Annotated in this window: 18 protein-coding genes, 1 tRNA gene and 1 riboswitch; of the genes, 7 read left to right on the top strand and 12 right to left on the bottom strand. The window is 45.6% G+C overall.

What is annotated here, in order from left to right; translation table 11 throughout:
* The first annotated feature begins 473 nt into the window (after positions 1 to 473).
* Entirely contained in the window at positions 474 to 971 is a 498-nt protein-coding gene (gene tpx, locus AB4384_RS04890) for a thiol peroxidase (protein WP_017065742.1), read from the top strand.
* Between the two features lie 172 nt (positions 972 to 1143).
* Here tpx and uvrD read toward each other — a convergent pair whose 3' ends face one another.
* Entirely contained in the window at positions 1144 to 3318 is a 2175-nt protein-coding gene (gene uvrD / locus AB4384_RS04885; protein ID WP_017061325.1) for a DNA helicase II, read from the bottom strand.
* A gap of 264 nt (positions 3319 to 3582) precedes the next feature.
* On the opposite strand from uvrD, the gene AB4384_RS04880 reads away from it, so the two are divergent.
* The 4 genes from AB4384_RS04880 (at position 3583) to AB4384_RS04865 (ending at position 5992) form a co-directional block, all read left to right on the top strand.
* Complete coding sequence (locus AB4384_RS04880; protein ID WP_004736650.1) at positions 3583 to 3843, top strand: DUF2282 domain-containing protein; 261 nt, start codon at positions 3583 to 3585, stop codon at positions 3841 to 3843.
* Between the two features lie 64 nt (positions 3844 to 3907).
* Positions 3908 to 4768, top strand: coding sequence for a DUF692 domain-containing protein (locus tag AB4384_RS04875; protein WP_017061324.1), 861 nt, complete (start codon positions 3908 to 3910; stop codon positions 4766 to 4768).
* Positions 4765 to 5532 (top strand): DNA-binding domain-containing protein, encoded by a 768-nt coding sequence (locus tag AB4384_RS04870; RefSeq protein WP_017061323.1) that lies wholly within the window; start codon positions 4765 to 4767, stop codon positions 5530 to 5532. The genes AB4384_RS04875 and AB4384_RS04870 overlap by 4 nt, the downstream gene beginning before the upstream one ends.
* 1 nt (position 5533) lies before the next feature.
* Positions 5534 to 5992: a DoxX family protein gene (locus tag AB4384_RS04865; protein WP_017061322.1), complete on the top strand. Its 459-nt coding sequence runs from the start codon at positions 5534 to 5536 to the stop codon at positions 5990 to 5992.
* Positions 5993 to 6091: 99 nt separating this feature from the next.
* Here AB4384_RS04865 and AB4384_RS04860 read toward each other — a convergent pair whose 3' ends face one another.
* Both AB4384_RS04860 and AB4384_RS04855 read right to left on the bottom strand, forming a co-directional pair.
* Positions 6092 to 6373: a hypothetical protein gene (locus AB4384_RS04860; RefSeq protein ID WP_009848181.1), complete on the bottom strand. Its 282-nt coding sequence runs from the start codon at positions 6371 to 6373 to the stop codon at positions 6092 to 6094.
* Between the two features lie 102 nt (positions 6374 to 6475).
* Positions 6476 to 7675, bottom strand: coding sequence for a multidrug effflux MFS transporter (locus AB4384_RS04855; RefSeq protein WP_029235524.1), 1200 nt, complete (start codon positions 7673 to 7675; stop codon positions 6476 to 6478).
* Positions 7676 to 7776: 101 nt separating this feature from the next.
* Here AB4384_RS04855 and AB4384_RS04850 point away from each other — a divergent pair, with 101 nt between their 5' ends.
* Positions 7777 to 8718 (top strand): LysR substrate-binding domain-containing protein, encoded by a 942-nt coding sequence (locus AB4384_RS04850; RefSeq protein ID WP_017061320.1) that lies wholly within the window; start codon positions 7777 to 7779, stop codon positions 8716 to 8718.
* Between the two features lie 122 nt (positions 8719 to 8840).
* On the top strand, positions 8841 to 10631 hold the full coding sequence (locus tag AB4384_RS04845; RefSeq protein WP_372128987.1) for an aminopeptidase P family protein: 1791 nt from the start codon (positions 8841 to 8843) through the stop codon (positions 10629 to 10631).
* A 114-nt stretch (positions 10632 to 10745) separates the two neighbouring features.
* On the opposite strand, the gene thiH is transcribed toward AB4384_RS04845, so the two are convergent.
* From thiH to AB4384_RS04800, 9 genes are all read right to left on the bottom strand, one after another.
* Entirely contained in the window at positions 10746 to 11858 is a 1113-nt protein-coding gene (gene thiH, locus AB4384_RS04840) for a 2-iminoacetate synthase ThiH (RefSeq protein WP_017061318.1), read from the bottom strand.
* 7 nt (positions 11859 to 11865) lie between these two features.
* The gene (locus AB4384_RS04835; protein WP_102321141.1) at positions 11866 to 12630 is read right to left on the bottom strand and encodes a thiazole synthase; all 765 of its coding nucleotides are present in this window, start codon (positions 12628 to 12630) and stop codon (positions 11866 to 11868) included.
* A 2-nt stretch (positions 12631 to 12632) separates the two neighbouring features.
* Entirely contained in the window at positions 12633 to 12842 is a 210-nt protein-coding gene (gene thiS / locus AB4384_RS04830) for a sulfur carrier protein ThiS (RefSeq protein ID WP_048610390.1), read from the bottom strand.
* Positions 12839 to 13621 carry a HesA/MoeB/ThiF family protein gene (locus AB4384_RS04825; protein WP_017062994.1) on the bottom strand — a complete coding sequence of 261 codons (783 nt, stop codon included), beginning with the start codon at positions 13619 to 13621 and terminating at the stop codon, positions 12839 to 12841. Before AB4384_RS04825 ends, thiS begins: the two co-directional genes overlap by 4 nt.
* Positions 13611 to 14903: a thiamine phosphate synthase gene (locus AB4384_RS04820; RefSeq protein ID WP_017061314.1), complete on the bottom strand. Its 1293-nt coding sequence runs from the start codon at positions 14901 to 14903 to the stop codon at positions 13611 to 13613. Before AB4384_RS04820 ends, AB4384_RS04825 begins: the two co-directional genes overlap by 11 nt.
* Positions 14903 to 16852: a phosphomethylpyrimidine synthase ThiC gene (gene thiC, locus AB4384_RS04815; protein WP_372128986.1), complete on the bottom strand. Its 1950-nt coding sequence runs from the start codon at positions 16850 to 16852 to the stop codon at positions 14903 to 14905. The genes AB4384_RS04820 and thiC overlap by 1 nt, the downstream gene beginning before the upstream one ends.
* Positions 16853 to 16982: 130 nt before the next feature.
* A riboswitch (TPP riboswitch) is annotated at positions 16983 to 17081 on the bottom strand.
* A gap of 62 nt (positions 17082 to 17143) precedes the next feature.
* Positions 17144 to 17527 carry a fluoride efflux transporter CrcB gene (gene crcB, locus AB4384_RS04810; RefSeq protein ID WP_372128985.1) on the bottom strand — a complete coding sequence of 128 codons (384 nt, stop codon included), beginning with the start codon at positions 17525 to 17527 and terminating at the stop codon, positions 17144 to 17146.
* A gap of 100 nt (positions 17528 to 17627) precedes the next feature.
* Positions 17628 to 19010 (bottom strand): multicopper oxidase family protein, encoded by a 1383-nt coding sequence (locus tag AB4384_RS04805; RefSeq protein WP_102321143.1) that lies wholly within the window; start codon positions 19008 to 19010, stop codon positions 17628 to 17630.
* Between the two features lie 319 nt (positions 19011 to 19329).
* A tRNA-Trp gene (locus AB4384_RS04800) sits at positions 19330 to 19406 on the bottom strand.
* Positions 19407 to 19450 lie beyond the last annotated feature (44 nt).

Raw genomic sequence — 19450 nt, 5'->3', positions numbered from 1 at the left:
ACATTGAATGGACGCAATAGTAACTAGGATGGTTGCTACTAAGGAAAGACAATGGACACCTCTGGACGAGGAAAGGACTGAACATCAGGATGATGTCAAGGACACCGCTCAAGGAACAAGTGACGCGCGCTAACGAGGATTGTTGGCAGATCAGGATAAGATCAAGGACACCGCTAGGAAGGCGACGAAAGGAATACGCTGAAGGATAACAGCACACTATCATGGATTTGATGCATGGAGCACACTTAGTAGCCGGATTGCTGCGAGTAAGACTATAGACCCCGATGAGCGCAAGCTCTCGGGGTTTTTCTTTATCTGTCGTCCCGCTTTTTCTTCCCCTAAAACAAATAAATCAAAGACCTTTGATTACAATTCTGACATTTAAATAATTCACTTCTTAACCACTTCCGAGTAACGTAAGTCTTACTAGGCTCAACTAGTTTCATAACCATAAGTAAACTAAGGACAAATTCATGTCACACGTTACCTTCAAAGGCGCTGCTGTACCGCTAACTGGCACATTCCCACAAACTGGCGAACAAGCACCAAGCTTTGCACTAACTGCAGGCGATCTTTCTGAACTGACTCTTGCTTCTCTTGCAGGCAAGAAAGTGGTTCTAAACATCTTCCCAAGCATCGACACAGCAACTTGTGCAACGAGCGTACGTACGTTCAACGCAAAAGCGGCAGAGCTTGAGAACACGGTGGTTGTTTGTATTTCTGCTGACCTACCATTTGCTGCAGGTCGCTTCTGCGAACTAGAAGGCATTGAAGGCGTTCAACACGCTTCAACTTTCCGTTCTCCTACATTCGCATCAGACTACGGCGTAGCGATTGCTGAAGGTCCACTAGCAAGCCTAACAACACGTGCAGTTGTCGTTGTTGATGAAAAGGGTGTGGTAACACACAGTGAGTTGGTTGCAGAGATCACTGAAGAACCAAACTACGAAGCGGCACTTGCAGCACTGTAAGTCTCCTTTCTAGGCAGGAATGCCTTAAGCTCGGAACCTGCCTATTTAGACTGGTTTCGAGCAATAAAAAAGAGCAGCCATTGGCTGCTCTTTCTGTTTTTAATGCGGATTACTTTTGAATGCTGAACGGTTTTTAAAGACCAAACTGCTTTTTAGATATTAAAGTAGCAGATTAAAGCTGTTCTAAACGCGCGTAAGCCGTCACTAACCACTTAATCCCTTCACCATTAAACGCCACTTGAACTCGGCTTTGTGGGCCACTTCCTTCGAAGTTGATGATGGTGCCTTCACCAAACTTAGGGTGCTTCACGCGAGAGCCCAAGCTAAAGCCTGTTTCATTGAAGTTCTCTTTCACAGCGGTTTGGCTAAAGCGACCACTGCTTGCAGGGCGGCTGACTTGCGCTTTCATACGCACTTCATCCAGACAGGTTTCTGGCAGCTCACGAATAAAACGTGATGGCTTATGATATTTGTCCTGACCGTACAGACGACGCATCTCAGCATAAGTGATGTAAAGCTTCTCCATCGCACGGGTCATGCCTACGTAACACAGGCGACGCTCTTCTTCTAAACGCCCCGCTTCTTCGGCCGACATCTGGCTTGGGAACATGCCTTCTTCGACACCCACCATGAACACCATTGGAAACTCTAGGCCTTTAGCACTGTGCAAAGTCATTAACTGAACCGCATCGTCAAACTCATCGGCCTGACCTTCACCCGCTTCCAAAGCTGCGTGAGTTAAGAACGCCGTCAGCATGCTCATCTCATCCGCTTCTTCCGGCTTTTCAAACTGGCGCGTTGCCGTTACCAATTCTTCCAAGTTCTCGATACGTGCCTTCGACTTCTCACCCTTCTCTTGCTCGTACATAGCAAACAGACCCGACGATTTAATCACGTGGTCGGTTTGTTCATGCAGGCTAAGTTCTAGCGTGTCATCTTCAAGCGCATTAATCAGCTCGATAAAGCGACTCAATGCACCCGCAGCACGACCGGGTAGCACTTGCTCTTCGATCAAAGCAACACTAGCTTCCCACATGGTTGCACCACGATCACGCGCTGCAAGACGAATCGTTTCTAACGTTTTATCACCCAAGCCACGCGTTGGCGTATTAACCACACGTTCAAACGCCGCATCATTACTGCGGTTGCTCATTAAGCGCATGTAGCTCAAGGCGTCTCTGATTTCTTGACGCTCGAAGAATCGCATGCCGCCGTAGATTCGGTAAGGTAGACCACCTTGGATCAAAGCTTCTTCAAGAACACGCGATTGGGCGTTATTACGATAAAGCATTGCCGTATCTTCTAGCGCGCCGCCTTTCTCCTGCCACTCTTTGATTTTGCTAACCGTGAAACGCGCTTCATCTAGCTCGTTATAAGCCGAGTACACAGAGATTGGCTCGCCATCGTTACCATCTGTCCACAACTCTTTACCCATACGTTCGGTGTTGTTCGAGATAAGCTCGTTCGACGCCTGCAGAATGGTTTTGGTTGAACGGTAGTTTTGTTCAAGTCGAACCGTCGAAGCACCTGGGAATTCATCCAAGAACTTCTGAATATTTTCGATCTTCGCACCACGCCAGCCATAGATAGATTGGTCATCATCGCCTACGATCATCACGCGACAATCTGGGCCAGCCATCATGCGAAGCCAAGCATATTGGATGTTGTTGGTATCTTGGAATTCGTCGACAAGGATATGCTTAAAGCGTGCTTGGTAGTGCTCTCGGATGTGTTTCTTATCGCGTAATAGCTCATGCGATCTCAACAAGATTTCAGCAAAGTCGACCAAGCCAGCACGGTCACATGCTTCTTGGTAAGCAGAATAGATCTTTAACCACGTTTGAGTTATTGGATCATGGTAGGCGTCAATGTGACTTGGGCGTAATCCCTCGTCTTTCTTGCCATTGATCCACCAAGAAGCTTGCTTAGCAGGCCACTGCTTTTCATCAAGGTTTTGCGCCTTGATTAAGCGGCGTAGCAAACGAATCTGATCATCAGAATCAATGATCTGGAAATCTTCTGGCAGTTTTGCATCTAGGTAGTGAGCACGAAGGATGCGATGACAGATACCGTGGAAGGTGCCGTTCCACATGCCTGACGAGCTGCCCATCATCAACTCTTCAATACGACCACGCATCTCTGCTGCCGCTTTGTTGGTGAAGGTAACCGACATAATAGAGAACGGTGATGCTTGCTCTACACTTTGCAGCCAAGCGATACGATGCACCAACACTCGCGTTTTACCACTGCCTGCACCTGCCAGAATAAGTAGGTTTTCTAAAGGTGCCGCGACCGCCTCACGTTGTTTATCGTTTAGGCCATCGAGTAAAAGCGAAGGATCTATCATTGGATATGCTCACTACTGGGGATTTATACATAAAAGCTGATTATAACCTAAACACTAGGCTGCGTTTAGGATAATAAGAAGAAAAAACAATCAAAAATTAACATCATTAATTCAATAACTTAATAGATGAAACATCATTAATATTGATAATTTTTATAATACCGTGAAATTATTTCCCGGTTGTTCCAATCCTTTTTAGTAAGCAAGTTAACAATCCATTAACCTGCGATATGAAAATACTATTAAGTCCTAGAGGGAATGACTATGAAAAATTCTAATCTTGCTGTTACAGCTGCAATCACAAGTGTACTAGCGTTCGGCGGTGCAGTTCTTACATCAGCACCTGCGGAAGCAGCAGCAAAAGAAAAATGCTACGGCGTGGCAAAAGCTGGCCAAAATGATTGTGCAACCAAAACAAGCTCATGTGCGGGTACAGCAAAAGAAGACAACCAATCCGATGCGTTCGTAGTCGTACCTAAAGGGCTATGTGGCAAATTATCAGGTGGTAACACTCAATCATCATAATTGAGCTGCTTAGTATGGTGAGCTGACATTCAGCTCACCTCCACTTCTTGTTAGGAGAATCGTTGTGACTCAAACTCTTCACCCCTACGCAGGGGTTGGCCTTAGAACACCGCACTTGGACTTCTTTAGCCAAAATCCAGCCTTAGTAAGTTGGTTAGAAGTTCACAGCGAGAACTACTTCTTAGCTCAATCACCGCAACGACAACAACTCAGAGAAATTCGTCACGCACACAACATCAGTTGTCACGGTGTTGGGTTGTCGCTAGGTTCTGTTGAGCGCATCAATCAACATCATCTTGTGCAATTAAAAGAGCTCATTGATGATATCGAACCCTTCTTGGTTTCTGATCATCTCAGTTGGAGTCAGACAGGTGGTCATTACTTCAATGACTTGCTACCGCTGCCTTACACAGAAGAAGCATTGGAAGTCTTCTGTCGTAATGTCATCGAGGTTCAAGACAGCTTGCAACGCCCGATGTTGATTGAGAACCCATCGAGCTACCTATCCTTCAAGCATTCTACTATTCCTGAGTGGGAGTTTTTGGCTGAGGTACAAAAGCGTACTGAGTGTCGCCTACTGCTCGATTTCAATAATATTTTCGTCTCATCTTTTAATCATGGCTTTAGTTGTGAAGAGTACTTAAACGGAATACCAGCAGACAAAGTTGAAGAGATTCACTTGGCAGGTTTTACCAAAAAGAAGCTTGAACAAGGTGAGATCTGGATAGACACACACAGTAAACCTGTCTGTGACGAAGTGTGGAAACTCTACACTGACTGGGTTGCACAACATGGTTTGCGCCATACCTTGATTGAGTGGGATCTCGATATCCCAGAGCCACAAGTTTTATTGGCTGAAGCAACCAAAGCCAGTGATATCTTGTATCAACACGACAAGTTCAACCAAAGGAGTCGCGCCTCATGAGCCACTCCCTAGCAGAGGTTCAATTGGAGTTTGCTAACGCCCTACGCTATCAAAACAATGGTGAGTACTGCGACATAGTGAGCGACCATTTTACCGATGAACAACGCATCCAGATTTACCGTAATAACTTTGTGATCAGCTTGAGCGAAGTTCTGGCAGCAACCTACCCACTCACTGAAATGTTGGTTGGTGAAGAGTGCTTCCAACAGATGGCTCGTCAACATGTCTTACATTATCCATCGACCTCTGGTGATGTCAGTGGTTACGGTGAACACTTTGAACAGACTATCCAAGCCTTTCCTGCCGTTATTGAGGCTGCACCTTATCTCGGTGAAGTGGCTTTGTATGAATGGCAGAAAGATAGCTTGGTAAGGTTTTCGTCACAAGCACATGTCGACCAGAGACCTCTTTCTTGCCTTGCAGATGTACCACAAGAGCAACAAGGCGCTTTAGTCTTTCATCTCAAAGATTCAATAACACTGATTCATTCTAGTTACACGATTATCGCGCTTGAACACGCCATCTATCAGCAGCAACTTGATGGGCTAGACATCAACCAAGCTGAATTTGGGGTGTTAATCCGAGCTGAGAATTCACAGGTTGAGAGCCATAGTTTGAGTGAAGAGAGCCACCAACTCCTCACTGAATTGCAATCAGGTCGAACACTCTCAGCAATCGATCCTTTATTACTACAACATCTGAATACTGTTATGGCGCTAAACGTCATCTCAGGTTTTTCAATCAATGCCGAATTGGAGGCATAACATGGATAACAACACAGTCACGAACATGATGGCTCAATACGACAGTTTGATTGAGAAATCACAGGCACTTTTTGTTCCAGTGCTTCTACTATTTTGTCGCCTTTGGGTGGCGTGGGTATTCTTTAATTCTGGACTCACCAAGATAGCTACTTGGGATAGCACGCTTTACTTGTTTGAATTGGAATACCAAGTGCCACTGCTACCTTGGGAATTGGCTGCTTACATGGGCACTGCCGCTGAGTTAATTCTACCGATGTTTTTAGCGCTCGGTTTATTAACACGACCTATGGCTGCGGTGTTGTTCGTTTTCAATATCATTGCTGTCGTGTCTTACCCTGTATTGTGGGATCAAGGCTTCTACGATCATCAGCTTTGGGGGTTAATGATTCTTATCGTTGTCGTGTGGGGCGCAGGACCATTCTCACTTGATAGAGTTTTGAAAGCGCAGTTCAGGAATTAAAATAAGTTTTCACCTCTTTTGAACTGCTAAAGCTAAATGCTACAGCCCAAACGCAAGAAACCACTCAATTGAGTGGTTTCTTTTTTAACTGGGATAAGCTTACTTATTTAGAAAAGCTTGTAGCTCTTCAGCAGAGATGCCTTGCTCTGCAAGTTCTTTTGCCAATAGCTGAACCTGCTCACCCTTACGAGACTCTACCACACGCTGAAATTGGTAAATGATATCTCGCAAAGTATCGATTGGAACTTGTTTTGCCGCACTGCGAATACGCTCTTCACTTTGGTTGCCTAGCTCTTTAAGCAGTTTACCAAACATGACCTTTTCAGGTGCATCTTCCATTTGTTCTAAGACGCGCGCCATTTCGTAGGTTGTTAATGACATTACAGTATTTTCCGTTGGGGACTAACGTTTCAATGAGTGACAAATATACCATGTTTTAACGTTTCGAAAACCGCCATTTGTATATTTTGTCACCCTTGTAACTTATGCCTTAGCAAACGTCGTGTGCCAAGACTTACCCGCTTTGCTCGCAAGCACTAATAACGCAGGAACAATCAGGAACATTTGCAGAGCAATCATCACTTGCGACGTTAAGTCAAGACGTTGCATGGTACCCACAAGAAGCCCTGAACCGCTCATTTGGAACAAGCCAAGCAGCGCAGCAGCTGTACCCGCACGGTCACCGAAAGGTTCTAGAGCTTTACCTGCCGCAGCACCAAGAATCCAAGCAAAGCCAACTGACGATAAGAAGATCGGTAGCATGAACGCGATTGGAGTAGCGTGCTCAGCAAGCACCAACATAATCACACCCGCTAAGCCCAGCGTCGAGATACCAACCACCAGTGCTTTATAGGTACCAAAACGGTCCATAAATTTAGGTGCAGTAAACGCAGCTGCAATGTTGATGGCCGCATTAACACCAAACCAGAAAGTAAACTCTTTCATGGTCAGGCCTAGGTTTTCCATCAACACAACTGGTGCAGAGGTTACATAAGCGAGAATAACCGCCATCGCCATCAGACACAAGGTTGCGTGGAAAAGGAATGATGGTGTTTTCAATACTGACCAGTATCGCTCAAGCTTGAATACCGCAACCTTTTCTGTCGCAGGGTTAGACTCTTTCATTTGGAAGAATAAGATAGTGCCAACAACGACAGCAAAGCCTGCCATAAAGCTAAAGTTCGAGCGCCAACCAAATTGATGTGTTAACCAAGCGCCAAGAATGGGTGCCAAAGCAGGAATAAAACAGATTGCACCATTAAGGTAGCTGATCATACGGCCACTCTTCTCCGGGCCAAATAGATCGCGAACCGTTGCAAAGGCTGCTACAGAAGTCGCACAAGCTCCTAAGCCTTGTAGCAGCCGAGCCATTAGCATCATATCAATCGATTGAGCTGCCCACGCCAAGCAAGCACTCAATGCATAGATACTAACACCTCCCAATGCAACGGTTCGACGTCCTAGCTTATCAGCCAAAGGGCCAGCAAATAATTGCCCGACACCCATGGCGAATAAAAACCAGGTAATCGTATCTTGTGCTAGTGCATGTTCCACGTGAAACGCTGTCGATATTTGTGGCAGAGCTGGTAGGTAGATATCAATAGCCAGAGGGCTAAATAAAACCAACATTGCCAATAAAGCAACCTGCAGTTTACTAGGGGTTGGAAGCGCGTTAGAAGGCACAAGATTCTCCGAATGAGTTAATTTAGGTGCATAATAACCAACTAAAGATATGAACAAAAATGGCATATACTCATTAGCATTATTCCAAATAGGAAACTCATATGAATATTGAGAAACTATCGCGCCTCGACCTCAATCTATTAGTTTGCTTGCAGGTGCTGATGGAAGAGCTAAGTGTGACTCGCACCGCCCACCGATTGTGCCTAAGCCAGTCAGCGGTTAGTAAGTCATTGGCCAAACTTCGTGAGCAATTTAATGATCCCCTTTTCACGCGAAGTGCTCATGGTCTGCGACCAACACCAAAGGCGGTCTTTCTCAAACCTCGATTAGAAACGCTGATCAACCAACTTGATGTGCTCACCCAACCAGAGACCTTCATTCCCAACAACAGTGACCACAGTTTTCACATTGCGGCTGTTGAGAGCGTTTACCCACTTATTCTTCCCCACTTTTTACCAGCGATATTTCGACAAGCCCCTAAGGTGAATATCAACACCCACGCTTGGACGGAGCAAACCTTTAAGAAGCTGCAGCTCGGTGAGCTCGATATCGGACTCACAGGTAAAGACATCGACATCAACGACGCACGTTTAACTATGCTGCCGCCAGATGATATTTGCGAGCAAGAGATCTACCGTGACGCGCAGATGTGTGTGCTAAGACGCAACCACCCCGCTCTGAATGGCAAATGGGATCTGGAAACCTACCTTGCACAGCGTCATGTACAAGTAAGATGTGATGGTAACGATCGTTGGCTGCTCGACTATAAGCTTGCCGACCTTGGTCACCAACGTGATATCGCTATTTCTGTTCCAGACTTCAATAGCGCCGCAAGCCTATGTACCTACACCGACTTTGTATTTACTGCACCAAGCCACTTTACTTACCTCGTCGCCAAGCAACTCGACTTAGTGGTTGTCCCTTTACCGATGGAATTCCCACCGATGGCATACACTCTGTTTTGGCACCGTGACAGAGAAAATGACCCAGCGTTAACTTGGCTACGAGATATCATCAAAGAAAAAACTCTGCACCTTAGGTAAAAATGGCGTACAGCGTTTGCAGCAAACGAACAAAAGCGCTAGCTTATTGACCTAATAAGTCCCCTCGCATGTATATCGACTGTGAGTGTTAACAAGGACCCTAACAATAAGGATAAACACAGATGCACAATATCACTGCTGAACGCGTTGCTGCGGTTCGAGCTTGGCTTGAAACAAACAACCTAGATGCCGTTATCATTCCACATGAAGACGAATATCTAGGTGAATACGTTCCTGCTCATAACGAGCGACTTCACTGGTTAACAGGTTTCACTGGCTCTGCTGGTGCGGCAGTTATCACTCGTGAGAACGCTGCTATTTTTGTTGATGGTCGCTACACGGTTCAGGTTCGTAAGCAGGTACCAGCAGAGTTATTTGAGTATCGCCACCTTATTGAAGAGCCGGCTTTAGATTGGATCACCAGTTCTCTAGCACAAGGCAGCAAGGTTGCATTCGACCCACGCATGCACACTGCTGCTTGGTTGAAAGGCGCTCAAGCTAAACTGGCAGAGAAAGTTGAACTAACAACACTATCTTCGAATCCAATTGATGAGCTTTGGTCTGATCGTCCTGAGCAGGTGGTATCTGATGTTCGCTTAATGGCAACAGACGCAGTAGGCCAATCAAGTGAAAGCAAACGTGCGGAGATTGCTGGCTTACTAAAAGCCAAAGGTGCTGATGCCGCTATCCTTACGGAACTCGATTCGATCTGTTGGTTGCTTAACATTCGCGGCTTGGACGTATCTCGCCTACCTGTTGTGTTATCCAATGCGATCATCCACGCCGATGAAAGCGTCGACTTCTTCCTAGACCCAGCTCGTATTCCTACGGGCTTTGAAGCACACGTTGGCAATGGTATTCGCGTATCTCACCCATCAGAGCTTGAAGCACGCCTTCAATCTTTGGAAGGCAAAAATGTATCTGTCGATTCAGGTACCAGTAACGCTTGGTACACGCTGGTTCTACAAAACTCTGGTGCTCATATCATTGAAGCAGCAGACCCATGCCTAATGCCAAAAGCAGCAAAGAATGAAACTGAAATTGCCGGCATGAAAGCGTGTCACATTCGTGATGGTGTTGCGATGGCGAAGTTCCTATCTTGGATTGATGCAGAAGTCACGCAAGGTAATCTGCACAATGAAGCTGTGCTAGCAGACAAAGTTCAATCATTCCGCGAACAAGACCCAACGCTGATGGACCTAAGTTTTGACACGATTTCAGCAGCAGGCGGCAACGCAGCAATGTGTCACTACAACCACGAGAACCAACCTGAACCAGGTCAGTTAGAGATGAATACTCTTTACCTAGTCGATTCAGGCGGTCAGTACCTAGATGGTACAACCGACATCACTCGAACTATCGCGATTGGCCAGCCAAGCGACGAAATGATCCAGCAGTTCACGTTAGCGCTTAAAGGTCACATCGGTATCGCGCGTGCACGTTTCCCACAGGGTACTCGTGGTTTCCAACTTGATATTCTAGCTCGCCAACACTTATGGGCAGAAGGCTTCGACTACGACCACGGTACTGGTCACGGTGTTGGTCATTTCCTAAGTGTTCATGAAGGTCCGCAAAGCATCTCTAAGAAGCTAATCGATGTACCTCTTGTTGAAGGCATGGTGTTATCAAACGAGCCGGGTTACTACCGTGCAGATGAATTTGGTATCCGTATCGAAAACCTAGAACTGGTGGTTGAGCTGCCAACTCAAGGTGACTTCTCAGTACTAACGTTTGAGTCGCTAACACGTTGCCCTATCGATAAGCGCAACATCAACGTCGATTTACTGACACGACCTGAACTTGCATGGCTTAATGATTACCACCAGAAAGTATGGAACGATGTTAGCCCATTAGTTGAAGGTGATACATTGGAATGGTTACGCCAATCAACCACTCCACTTGCTCATGCTTAATGCTTAGCTAATTCAAACTTAATGAAATGAAAAACGGCCACCTTAGGGTAGCCGTTTTTATTTGTCGATTTAACTTCGTCGATGTTTCACGTGGAACATAAATCTGCGTGTTCGCTAACCAGAGTAAGCACTGTGCCAGTCTCTCCACACAGGATCAAAACCACGTTGACGAATCATTGACTCAACATCGGCAGCACTTCGCTCATCACTTATTTCAAATTGCTCGAGTTCTTCTTCATCAGAAGCATAACCACCAGGCTGGGTTTTAGACGCAGCCGACATACTGGTGATTCCCAATGGCAACACATTGTCACGGAAAGCTGCAGACTCACGAGTCGAGAGAGACAATTCAACCTCAGGGTTTAATAAACGATACGCACAGATAAGTTGAACCAACTGTTTATCACTCATAATCGATTTAGGCTGCAAACCACCCTCACACGGACGAAGACGTGGGAATGAAATCGAGTAACGTGTTTGCCAATAAGTACGCTCAAGATAGTCTAAGTGAGCGGCCACGAAGAAACAGTCGGTACGCCAATCTTCCAAGCCAATCAAAGCGCCAATACCTATCTTATCAATACCCGCTTTTGCCAAACGATCGGGCGTTTCGAGCCGGTATTCAAAATCCATTTTATTGCCACGCAAGTGGTGTTCCGCGTAGGTACTTGGGCTATACGTTTCTTGGTAAACCATCACCGCATCTAAGCCGAGAGTTTTAAGCTCTGCGTAGTCATCTTGATCAAGCGGCTGCACTTCCATCGCAAGATAGTTAAATTGTGCCTTAATATTCGGTAGCACTTCACGGAAGTACTTCATCCCGACCTTGGTTTCATGTTCACCAGTCACCAACAATACACTATCAAACTTCATCTTTTTGATAGCGGCACTTTCAGCATCGATTTCATCTAAAGTAAGTGTGCGACGCTTAATGCGGTTCTCCATTGAGAAACCACAATACGTGCACGCATTCGCACATAAGTTTGAGAGGTACAATGGAATATACAACGACATTGTATTGCCGAATCGCTTGCGTGTGAGTGCCAACGATTGTTGCGCCATCTGCTCTAAGTAAGGTTCTGCTGCCGGAGAGATAAGAGCCTTAAAGTCTTCCAAGTCGCGTTTAGGTTTACTCAGAGCGCGCTCAACATCCGCTGCCGTTTTACTGAAGATGGACATACCAATGTCATCCCAGTTGAGCTGTTTAAATCGATCAACAAACGTCATAAGGACACTACTCGTCTAGGAATGAAGTTAGCGGACTAGAAGCAACCGCATGAGACACCTGTCCAGCAAGACCAGAAAGGTAAGCCATACGGCCAGCTTCAACTGCCAGTTTAAAAGCAATCGCCATATCAACGGGTTGTTGAGAAGCCGCAATTGCAGTATTAACTAACACGGCATCCGCGCCCATTTCCATTGCACGAGCAGCATGAGATGGCGCACCAATACCAGCGTCAACAATCACAGGGACGTTCGCTTGGTCGATAATGATCTCTAAGAAGTCTGCCGAAGCGATACCTTTGTTCGACCCAATCGGCGCACCTAGCGGCATAACCGCAGCACAACCCACCTCTTCCAATCGTTTACACAACACTGGGTCAGCATGACAGTAAGGCAACACAACAAAGCCATCTTTAACCAGTTGCTCAGCCGCTTTTAATGTCTCAATTGGGTCTGGCATCAAGTACTTTGGATCAGGGTGAATTTCCAGTTTGAGCCAGTTTGTGCCTAGCGCTTCGCGAGCCAAATGCGCAGCAAAGATGGCATCCTTCGCGTTCTTCGCCCCGGAGGTATTTGGTAACAAGTTCACGCCAGCATCAATGATGGGCTGTAAAATATCATCTTGCTCAGAGCGAATATCAACTCTCTTCAACGCCATGGTTGCCAGTTGAGAACAGGAAGCTTCGATAGCACTCGCCATTAAATGTTTATTCGCGAACTTGCCCGTTCCAGTAAAAAGTCGTGATTGAAATGTTTTATCTGCGATAGTTAACATAGTTAGCCTCCTGCAATAGCTTGGAAAAGAGAAATAGCATCGCCTTCATTGACAACCGTTTGTTGCCACTGACTACGCGGGACAACCGCATTATTGATAGCAAAGACACAGCCCAGATCGGGTAATGAAAGCGCTTGGATGATATCCGCTAGAGACGACGATTGTGCAACCTGTTCTGGTTGCTCATTGATAGAGATCGTTATGTTGCTCATTGGGTTTCTTCTTCTAAATAGTTAACTGTAGATGTGCAGCAAACGGGGCATTCACTATCTTGAGTGACACTTAAGTTTTGCCAGTTCATCGTCTGACCATCAAACAGTTTGAGCTGATGTGTTGCAACCTGGAACTCGCCAGTGCTAATACGTTGAATCGCTGCCAGTGCTTGGAGGTTGCCTATGGTGCCAACAACTGGGCCGATGATGCCGCTATCGCTACAACGTGTCGTTTGTGGATGATGACTGAACGGGAACAAACAGTGATAGCACCCTTTCTGCATCTGATAATCAAAGACAATAAACTGACCTTTCCATCCGATCGCAGAACCAGAAACCAAAGGTGTCTTGCTACCAAAACATGCTTGGTTAACCTGCTGACGTGACTCAAAGTTGTCAGTACAATCCAACACCAAATCAGCGAGCATCACCTCAAGCTCAAGCTGGCTCTGAGTCATTCGCCTATTGATGGTTCTCACTTGGTTTCGACCATTAAGCTCAGTCAGTTTTTGCTTCAGAGCTTCGACCTTAGGCGAACCTAACTGGCTTTCCTTGAACGCAACTTGTCGTTGAAGGTTAGACGAATCCACACAATCATCATCAACTAATACGATTTTCCCGATACCGGAAGCCGCAAGATAGAGAGCCGCAGCATTGCCTAAGCCACCACAACCGATGACCAATACATGGCTATCTAATAGATTGCGTTGCCCTTGCTCACCCACTTCAGGAAGTGCGAGTTGTCGTTGATAACGAATGAATTCGAAATCATTCAGCATGACTTAGCTCCTGAGTTACCTCTTTAGCAGCACCTGAAGAACGGTCAGCCATTAATGCTTCGAAGAACTCAATCACTTGTTTTGGGTCTTCGGCTAACGTAATCGCACGTACAACAGCAAGGCTCGATACCCCACAACTCCACACCTGTGCGGCCGTCGACTGGTCAATTCCACCAATCGCAACTGTCGGATAACCGGTGAGTTCTTCTGTGTATGGGATAGTATCAATCAGCTGCTGATAGAGAGATAAACGCACAAGTCCTTGAGGCTTCGATGGCATCTGTTTAGTGGTGGTTGGGAATATATGCCCCAGCGCAATATAGCTTGGGTTGATTTGCACAATGCGTAGCAACTCGTAATAACCATGAGTCGATAGACCGATCTTAATACCAGCTTGGCTCAGTTGAGATAGGTTGGATTCTTCGATGTCCTCTTGCCCCAAATGAACACCAAAAGCATCATGCTTAAGTGCCAATTGCCAATAGTCATTGATAAAAACCTGAGCGTTGTGCTCTCTACCGAGTTCGATAGATCGCGCGATTTGTTGTTCTAAATCTGCTTGCTGTGGGTTCTTAATACGCAGTTGAACTGTGTTAATTCCAAGCTTGAGCAGCCTTTCGATCCACTCAACATCATCAACCACTGGGTATAGTCCTAGGCTACTCTTACTCAATTCCGGGAACGACAGTGATGTTCCTTGGTGCGCCCAACCAACACTAATATCCAGTCGCTCATCTTCGAGAACGGGAATAGGAAAGTTTTGATAGTTTGCTGGCCATGTTCCACGTGAAACACTAGATGCTGCGCGAGCTAAAACCAGTGCATCTTCTAATGGGAATTCCAACGCCAACAAAGTAAGTAACCAAGCAAAGTGGCCACGACTATCTAACTCCTGATGAGCTGGAGTTTCACTCTTGATAGCACGATTAGAATCTAGCTGTGACCAGATATCCAATGCAGCTGAGTCATCTAAGACACCGATATAGATGGTATTCGGAGTTTGTGCCAAGGCATCGCGGACACCAGCTAGCGCCACTGAATGACTGTAATAAACGATATGATCAAGCTCACTTGAGCGACACTCCGCCAATGAATCAACATCATGAGCAAAACCAATAGATAACGCTTGCTGAGCATCAACGATAGAGAAGCATTGAGTTGGGCTTACACCCAACTCAACTGCATCGGTTGCCAAGCCTTGTCGCTTAGCAACCAATAGACAGCTTTGCACCTCTCCCGTTAGCTCAATATTTTGAGATGGGATAAGAATCTTCACTGTCATTATTCCTCTAATTGAGCTTCTTTTGCGCCTACTGCTGGGTGATAAAGTTCAGAGCCAGTATCACGGAACTCTTGTGATTTCTGACGCATCCCTTCCAACGGATTATCAAGCATCTTAATCTCGATAGCCTGATCAGCAGCCACTTGTTCAGTGTCTTTCGCGTACTCTCGAACTTCTTGAGAGATCTTCATTGAACAGAATTTAGGTCCACACATAGAGCAGAAGTGAGCAACCTTGCCCGATTCTTGTGGCAGGGTTTCATCGTGGAAAGAACGGGCTGTTTCTGGATCTAAAGCTAGATTAAATTGGTCTTCCCAACGGAATTCAAAACGAGCTTTAGATAATGCATTATCTCGGATTTGTGCGCCCGGATGCCCTTTTGCCAAGTCTGATGCATGTGCTGCCAGCTTGTAAGTAATCAAGCCAGTCTTCACATCTTCTTTATTTGGTAAGCCCAAATGCTCTTTAGGTGTTACATAACAAAGCATCGCACAGCCGTACCAACCAATCATCGCCGCGCCAATACCAGAGGTAATGTGGTCATAACCCGGTGCAATATCAGTGGTCAGCGGGCCTAACGTATAGAAAGGTGCTTCATGGCAGTGCTCTAACTGCTCATCCATGTTCTCTTTAATAAGATGCATAGGTACATGTCCAGGACCTTCAATGATCACCTGTACATCGTATTCCCAAGCCACTTTAGTTAACTCACCTAGAGTACGTAACTCCGAGAACTGAGCCTCATCATTGGCATCTGCAATAGAGCCAGGACGTAGGCCGTCACCTAGTGACAAAGCCACATCGTACTTCGCACAGATCTCACAGATCTCGCGGAAGTGTGTGTATAGGAAGCTTTCTTGGTGATGTGCAAGACACCATTTCGCGATAATAGAGCCACCACGAGAAACAATACCTGTCACACGCTTAGCCGTCATAGGAACATAACGAAGAAGCAAACCAGCATGGATAGTGAAGTAATCAACGCCCTGCTCCGCTTGTTCAATCAAGGTATCGCGCATCACTTCCCAGTTAAGGTCTTCGGCTACGCCATTCACTTTCTCAAGCGCCTGATACATAGGAACCGTACCAATCGGCACCGGGCTATTACGTAGGATCCATTCACGAGTCTCGTGGATATTACGGCCAGTGGAAAGGTCCATTACGGTATCGCCGCCCCAGCGAGTCGACCATACTAGCTTCTCAACTTCTTCTTCAATCGAAGAGCTAACTGAAGAGTTACCGATATTGGCGTTCACTTTCACTAAGAAGTTGCGGCCAATAATCATAGGTTCTGATTCTGGGTGGTTGATGTTCGAAGGGATGATAGCTCGGCCTTCAGCGACCTCTTTACGCACGAACTCAGGGGTAATTTCTTTAGGTAGGTTGGCGCCAAAGTTATGGCCAGGGTGTTGGTGATTAAGTTGTTCGTCAGCAAACTTCTGACGCCCCATGTTCTCGCGTATCGCAATATACTCCATCTCAGGAGTGATAATACCCTGACGAGCATAATGCAGTTGAGTTACACATTGGTCGCCAGTAGCACGACGAATTCTAGGCAGGTTTCCGTAACGAAGGTCGTCTAGGGTTTCATCTTCTAAACGTTCTTTGGTGTAAACAGAGCTTACATCATCGAGCAATTCCGTATCGCCACGCTCTTCAATCCATTGCTCTCGCAACTTAGGAAGGCCGCTATAAATGTCTATTTCATGCGTAGGATCGGTATAAACACCGGAGGTATCGTAGACATGAATAGGCTCATTAGATTCGAATACAGGCTCTTTTTTGGTGCCACCGACAAGGCTATCTGCGAGTGATATTTCTCGGACAGGGACTTGGATATCTTCTCGAGATCCTTGGATGTAAGCTTTTTTTGAATTTGGATAGGGTTGTACGGATAAAGAATCAATGAAATTCTTCGCTTCCAGTCTTGCTTGTTTACGACTCGACATAGCATTTTTCCTTGGCTTTTAGCCATTATTTATTGGGATAAAAATGCTTGACGGATTAGATGCTACAAGAGGGATCACAGCAAGAAAATGCAGTTGTGATCTGGAGATAGATCTCTAGAAGGATTCTAGTTAGATATCTACTCTTGTTCCCTTCGCAGGTATTAGCCTGATCAGGTTCAACGGATCCCGAGTTAACGGTCTCAGCCATATGGCACTCCGACAAGTACGATCGAGTATATAAAAACGGCTTGGATAAACCAAGCCGAGTTGTTAACAAATCGTAAGAAAGTTTTAAGACTTTATCAGAAGTTGGAAGCCGAACCATGCGGCTGAAATACTGAGAACCACATTGAGCAGTACATTGAGCCCCATCTTGAAGAACGCACCCTGCTGCATAAGAAGCACGTTATCCATCGAAAACGTAGAAAATGTCGTCAGGGCTCCAAGGAAACCAAGACCGATAATTTGTCTCCACGGCTCCGTCGCAACCATCTCATTTTCAAACGCGGCGATGAGCAATCCCATAATCGAAGAGCCAATTACGTTAACAGTCAGCGTACCGTAAGGAAAACCACGCCCTAACATCACAACGCATAACTCTGAAATCAAGTAACGTGAACAAGCACCAAACGCGCCACCGATGGCGATAAAACCTAGAATAGATAACTGACCCATGAATCCTCCCAAACAATAATCCCTATATTCTAGCTTTAACGCCGATAAAAGCGAGGGTAGAAACTAAGAATGCATGCGCAAATATTAAACGTTACAGGTGTCACTTAACTTCAATATATCCCATCAAACCCGTTTTCATGTGTTCTATAACATGACAATGATACATCCAGCGGCCAGGGTTGTCGGCTACAAATGCAGCTTTAGCTCGGCCATTTTTTCCAAGTAACACTGTATCAGTATGGAAAGGTTCTTCAACTTTCTTCCCATCAAGTTCCAATACAGTGAATGTATGGCCGTGAATGTGAATCGGGTGATGATATTGAGTGACGTTCTTAAGATCGAATATATAGGTTTTTCCCAGCTCTAAAGTCGCCAACGGTTCAGGGATATTATCTTTGCTCATCCCCTCCCATGCTCGTTTATTAGTTAGCCAAAACTTAGGCATAGATTTTCCATCTTTAGATACTGGAGAAACCGCCCCTTCCCATTCAAATAAAAAGTCGATTTCTTCTGCATTAGCCAAATCTAAATTGGGCACAGGATTAAGGGGTAAAGAAGGCAGAGAGCGATTCTCAACAAGGGTTGAATCTACAACCTCGAACTCACACAAAGAGAAAGGAAAGCGTCCTTTCATTTGAAGGACGCTAACTCGCCCACCGGCTTTGGGTGCTATCAGTCCAATATCCACTCGCATCCCTGGACCAATTTTATGTTGCGTCAGCTTATAAGGTGTTTTTACAGGGTTACCATCAATGGCAATCACCCATGCCTCAGCCCCTTCGACAGCTATAGGGTAAGTGATCGTATTGTCGACATTAGCGATACGTAGCCTGGTTGTTGCATGTTGTTTTAACTCATAGACAGGCTCATGTATTCCATTAACGCTACTCCACTCTCCTGGCGTACCCATACGAGCACTGAGTCGTGGGATCATTAGATCTTTCCATTGGCCTTTCTTATCTATATGCCAATGTTTAAGCATCAGTGCGTGCTCTTCATCAAACGGCACTGGAATGCTCTCCTCAACGATAATTAGACCAACCAAGCCCATACCAAGCTGCTTAACGCTGTTCATATGTGGGTGATACCAAAACGTGCCAGCATCTGGTGGCGTAAATTCATAAATGAATGTTTCACCTGGCATGATCGGTGGTTGGCTCAAGAAGGGAACCCCATCCATTTCGATAGGAATCCTTAAACCATGCCAATGAATAGTTGTCGGTTCTGATAGCTTGTTGGTAAAACGGATCGTTACCTTTTCACCTTGTCGACATCGAATCGTTGGTGCTGGAATCTGACCATTAAAGCCTAGAATATCAGTCTCAAACCCCGTCACGAGTTCAGCGGTTGAAGGTTCTGCCGTTAAGTCATAAACATACTTTCCTTGTTCATCAACCGACCGTTTCATTGAGCAAGCGGGCAGTACAGTGAGTGCAGATATAGCGAGAGATGATTGAATAAACTTACGACGGGAGATACCCATATTTGTTGCCTTTTAGTAATAACGACCAAAATGTAACAAAATATTGAGAATAATTCTCATAAAGAAGTGTGGATTGTGTTGTTAATTGCTTATAAAAGAGACTGAGATAAGTAAGCACTTACATTTCTAAGACAATATTCTATTCAAGGTAGGTAATTATCAATTAAAAATCGAACAAATATAAATCAAAAAGACTCTAGGATTTCTGCTTCGATGGGGATCAATATAGTCGACTTGGCTGACACTCCGGTCCTCAACGTCACTTTGAAAAAGTGACAGATACAAAAAAGCTCCAGCATTTCTGCTGGAGCTTTAAATATGGCAGGGGTGGAGAGATTCGAACTCCCAACACGCGGATTTGGAATCCGCTGCTCTGCCAATTGGAGCTACACCCCTAAAACTTTCATTACTTCAGATTCGAAAAAACCTCGCACTAGGCG

This window comes from Vibrio sp. 10N.261.51.A4, assembly GCF_041471945.1.
In the GTDB taxonomy this organism is placed as follows: Bacteria; Pseudomonadota; Gammaproteobacteria; order Enterobacterales; family Vibrionaceae; genus Vibrio; species Vibrio crassostreae_C.
The sequence above is the reverse complement of the archived record's forward strand: the minus strand, read 5'-3'. Positions and strand labels throughout refer to the sequence as shown.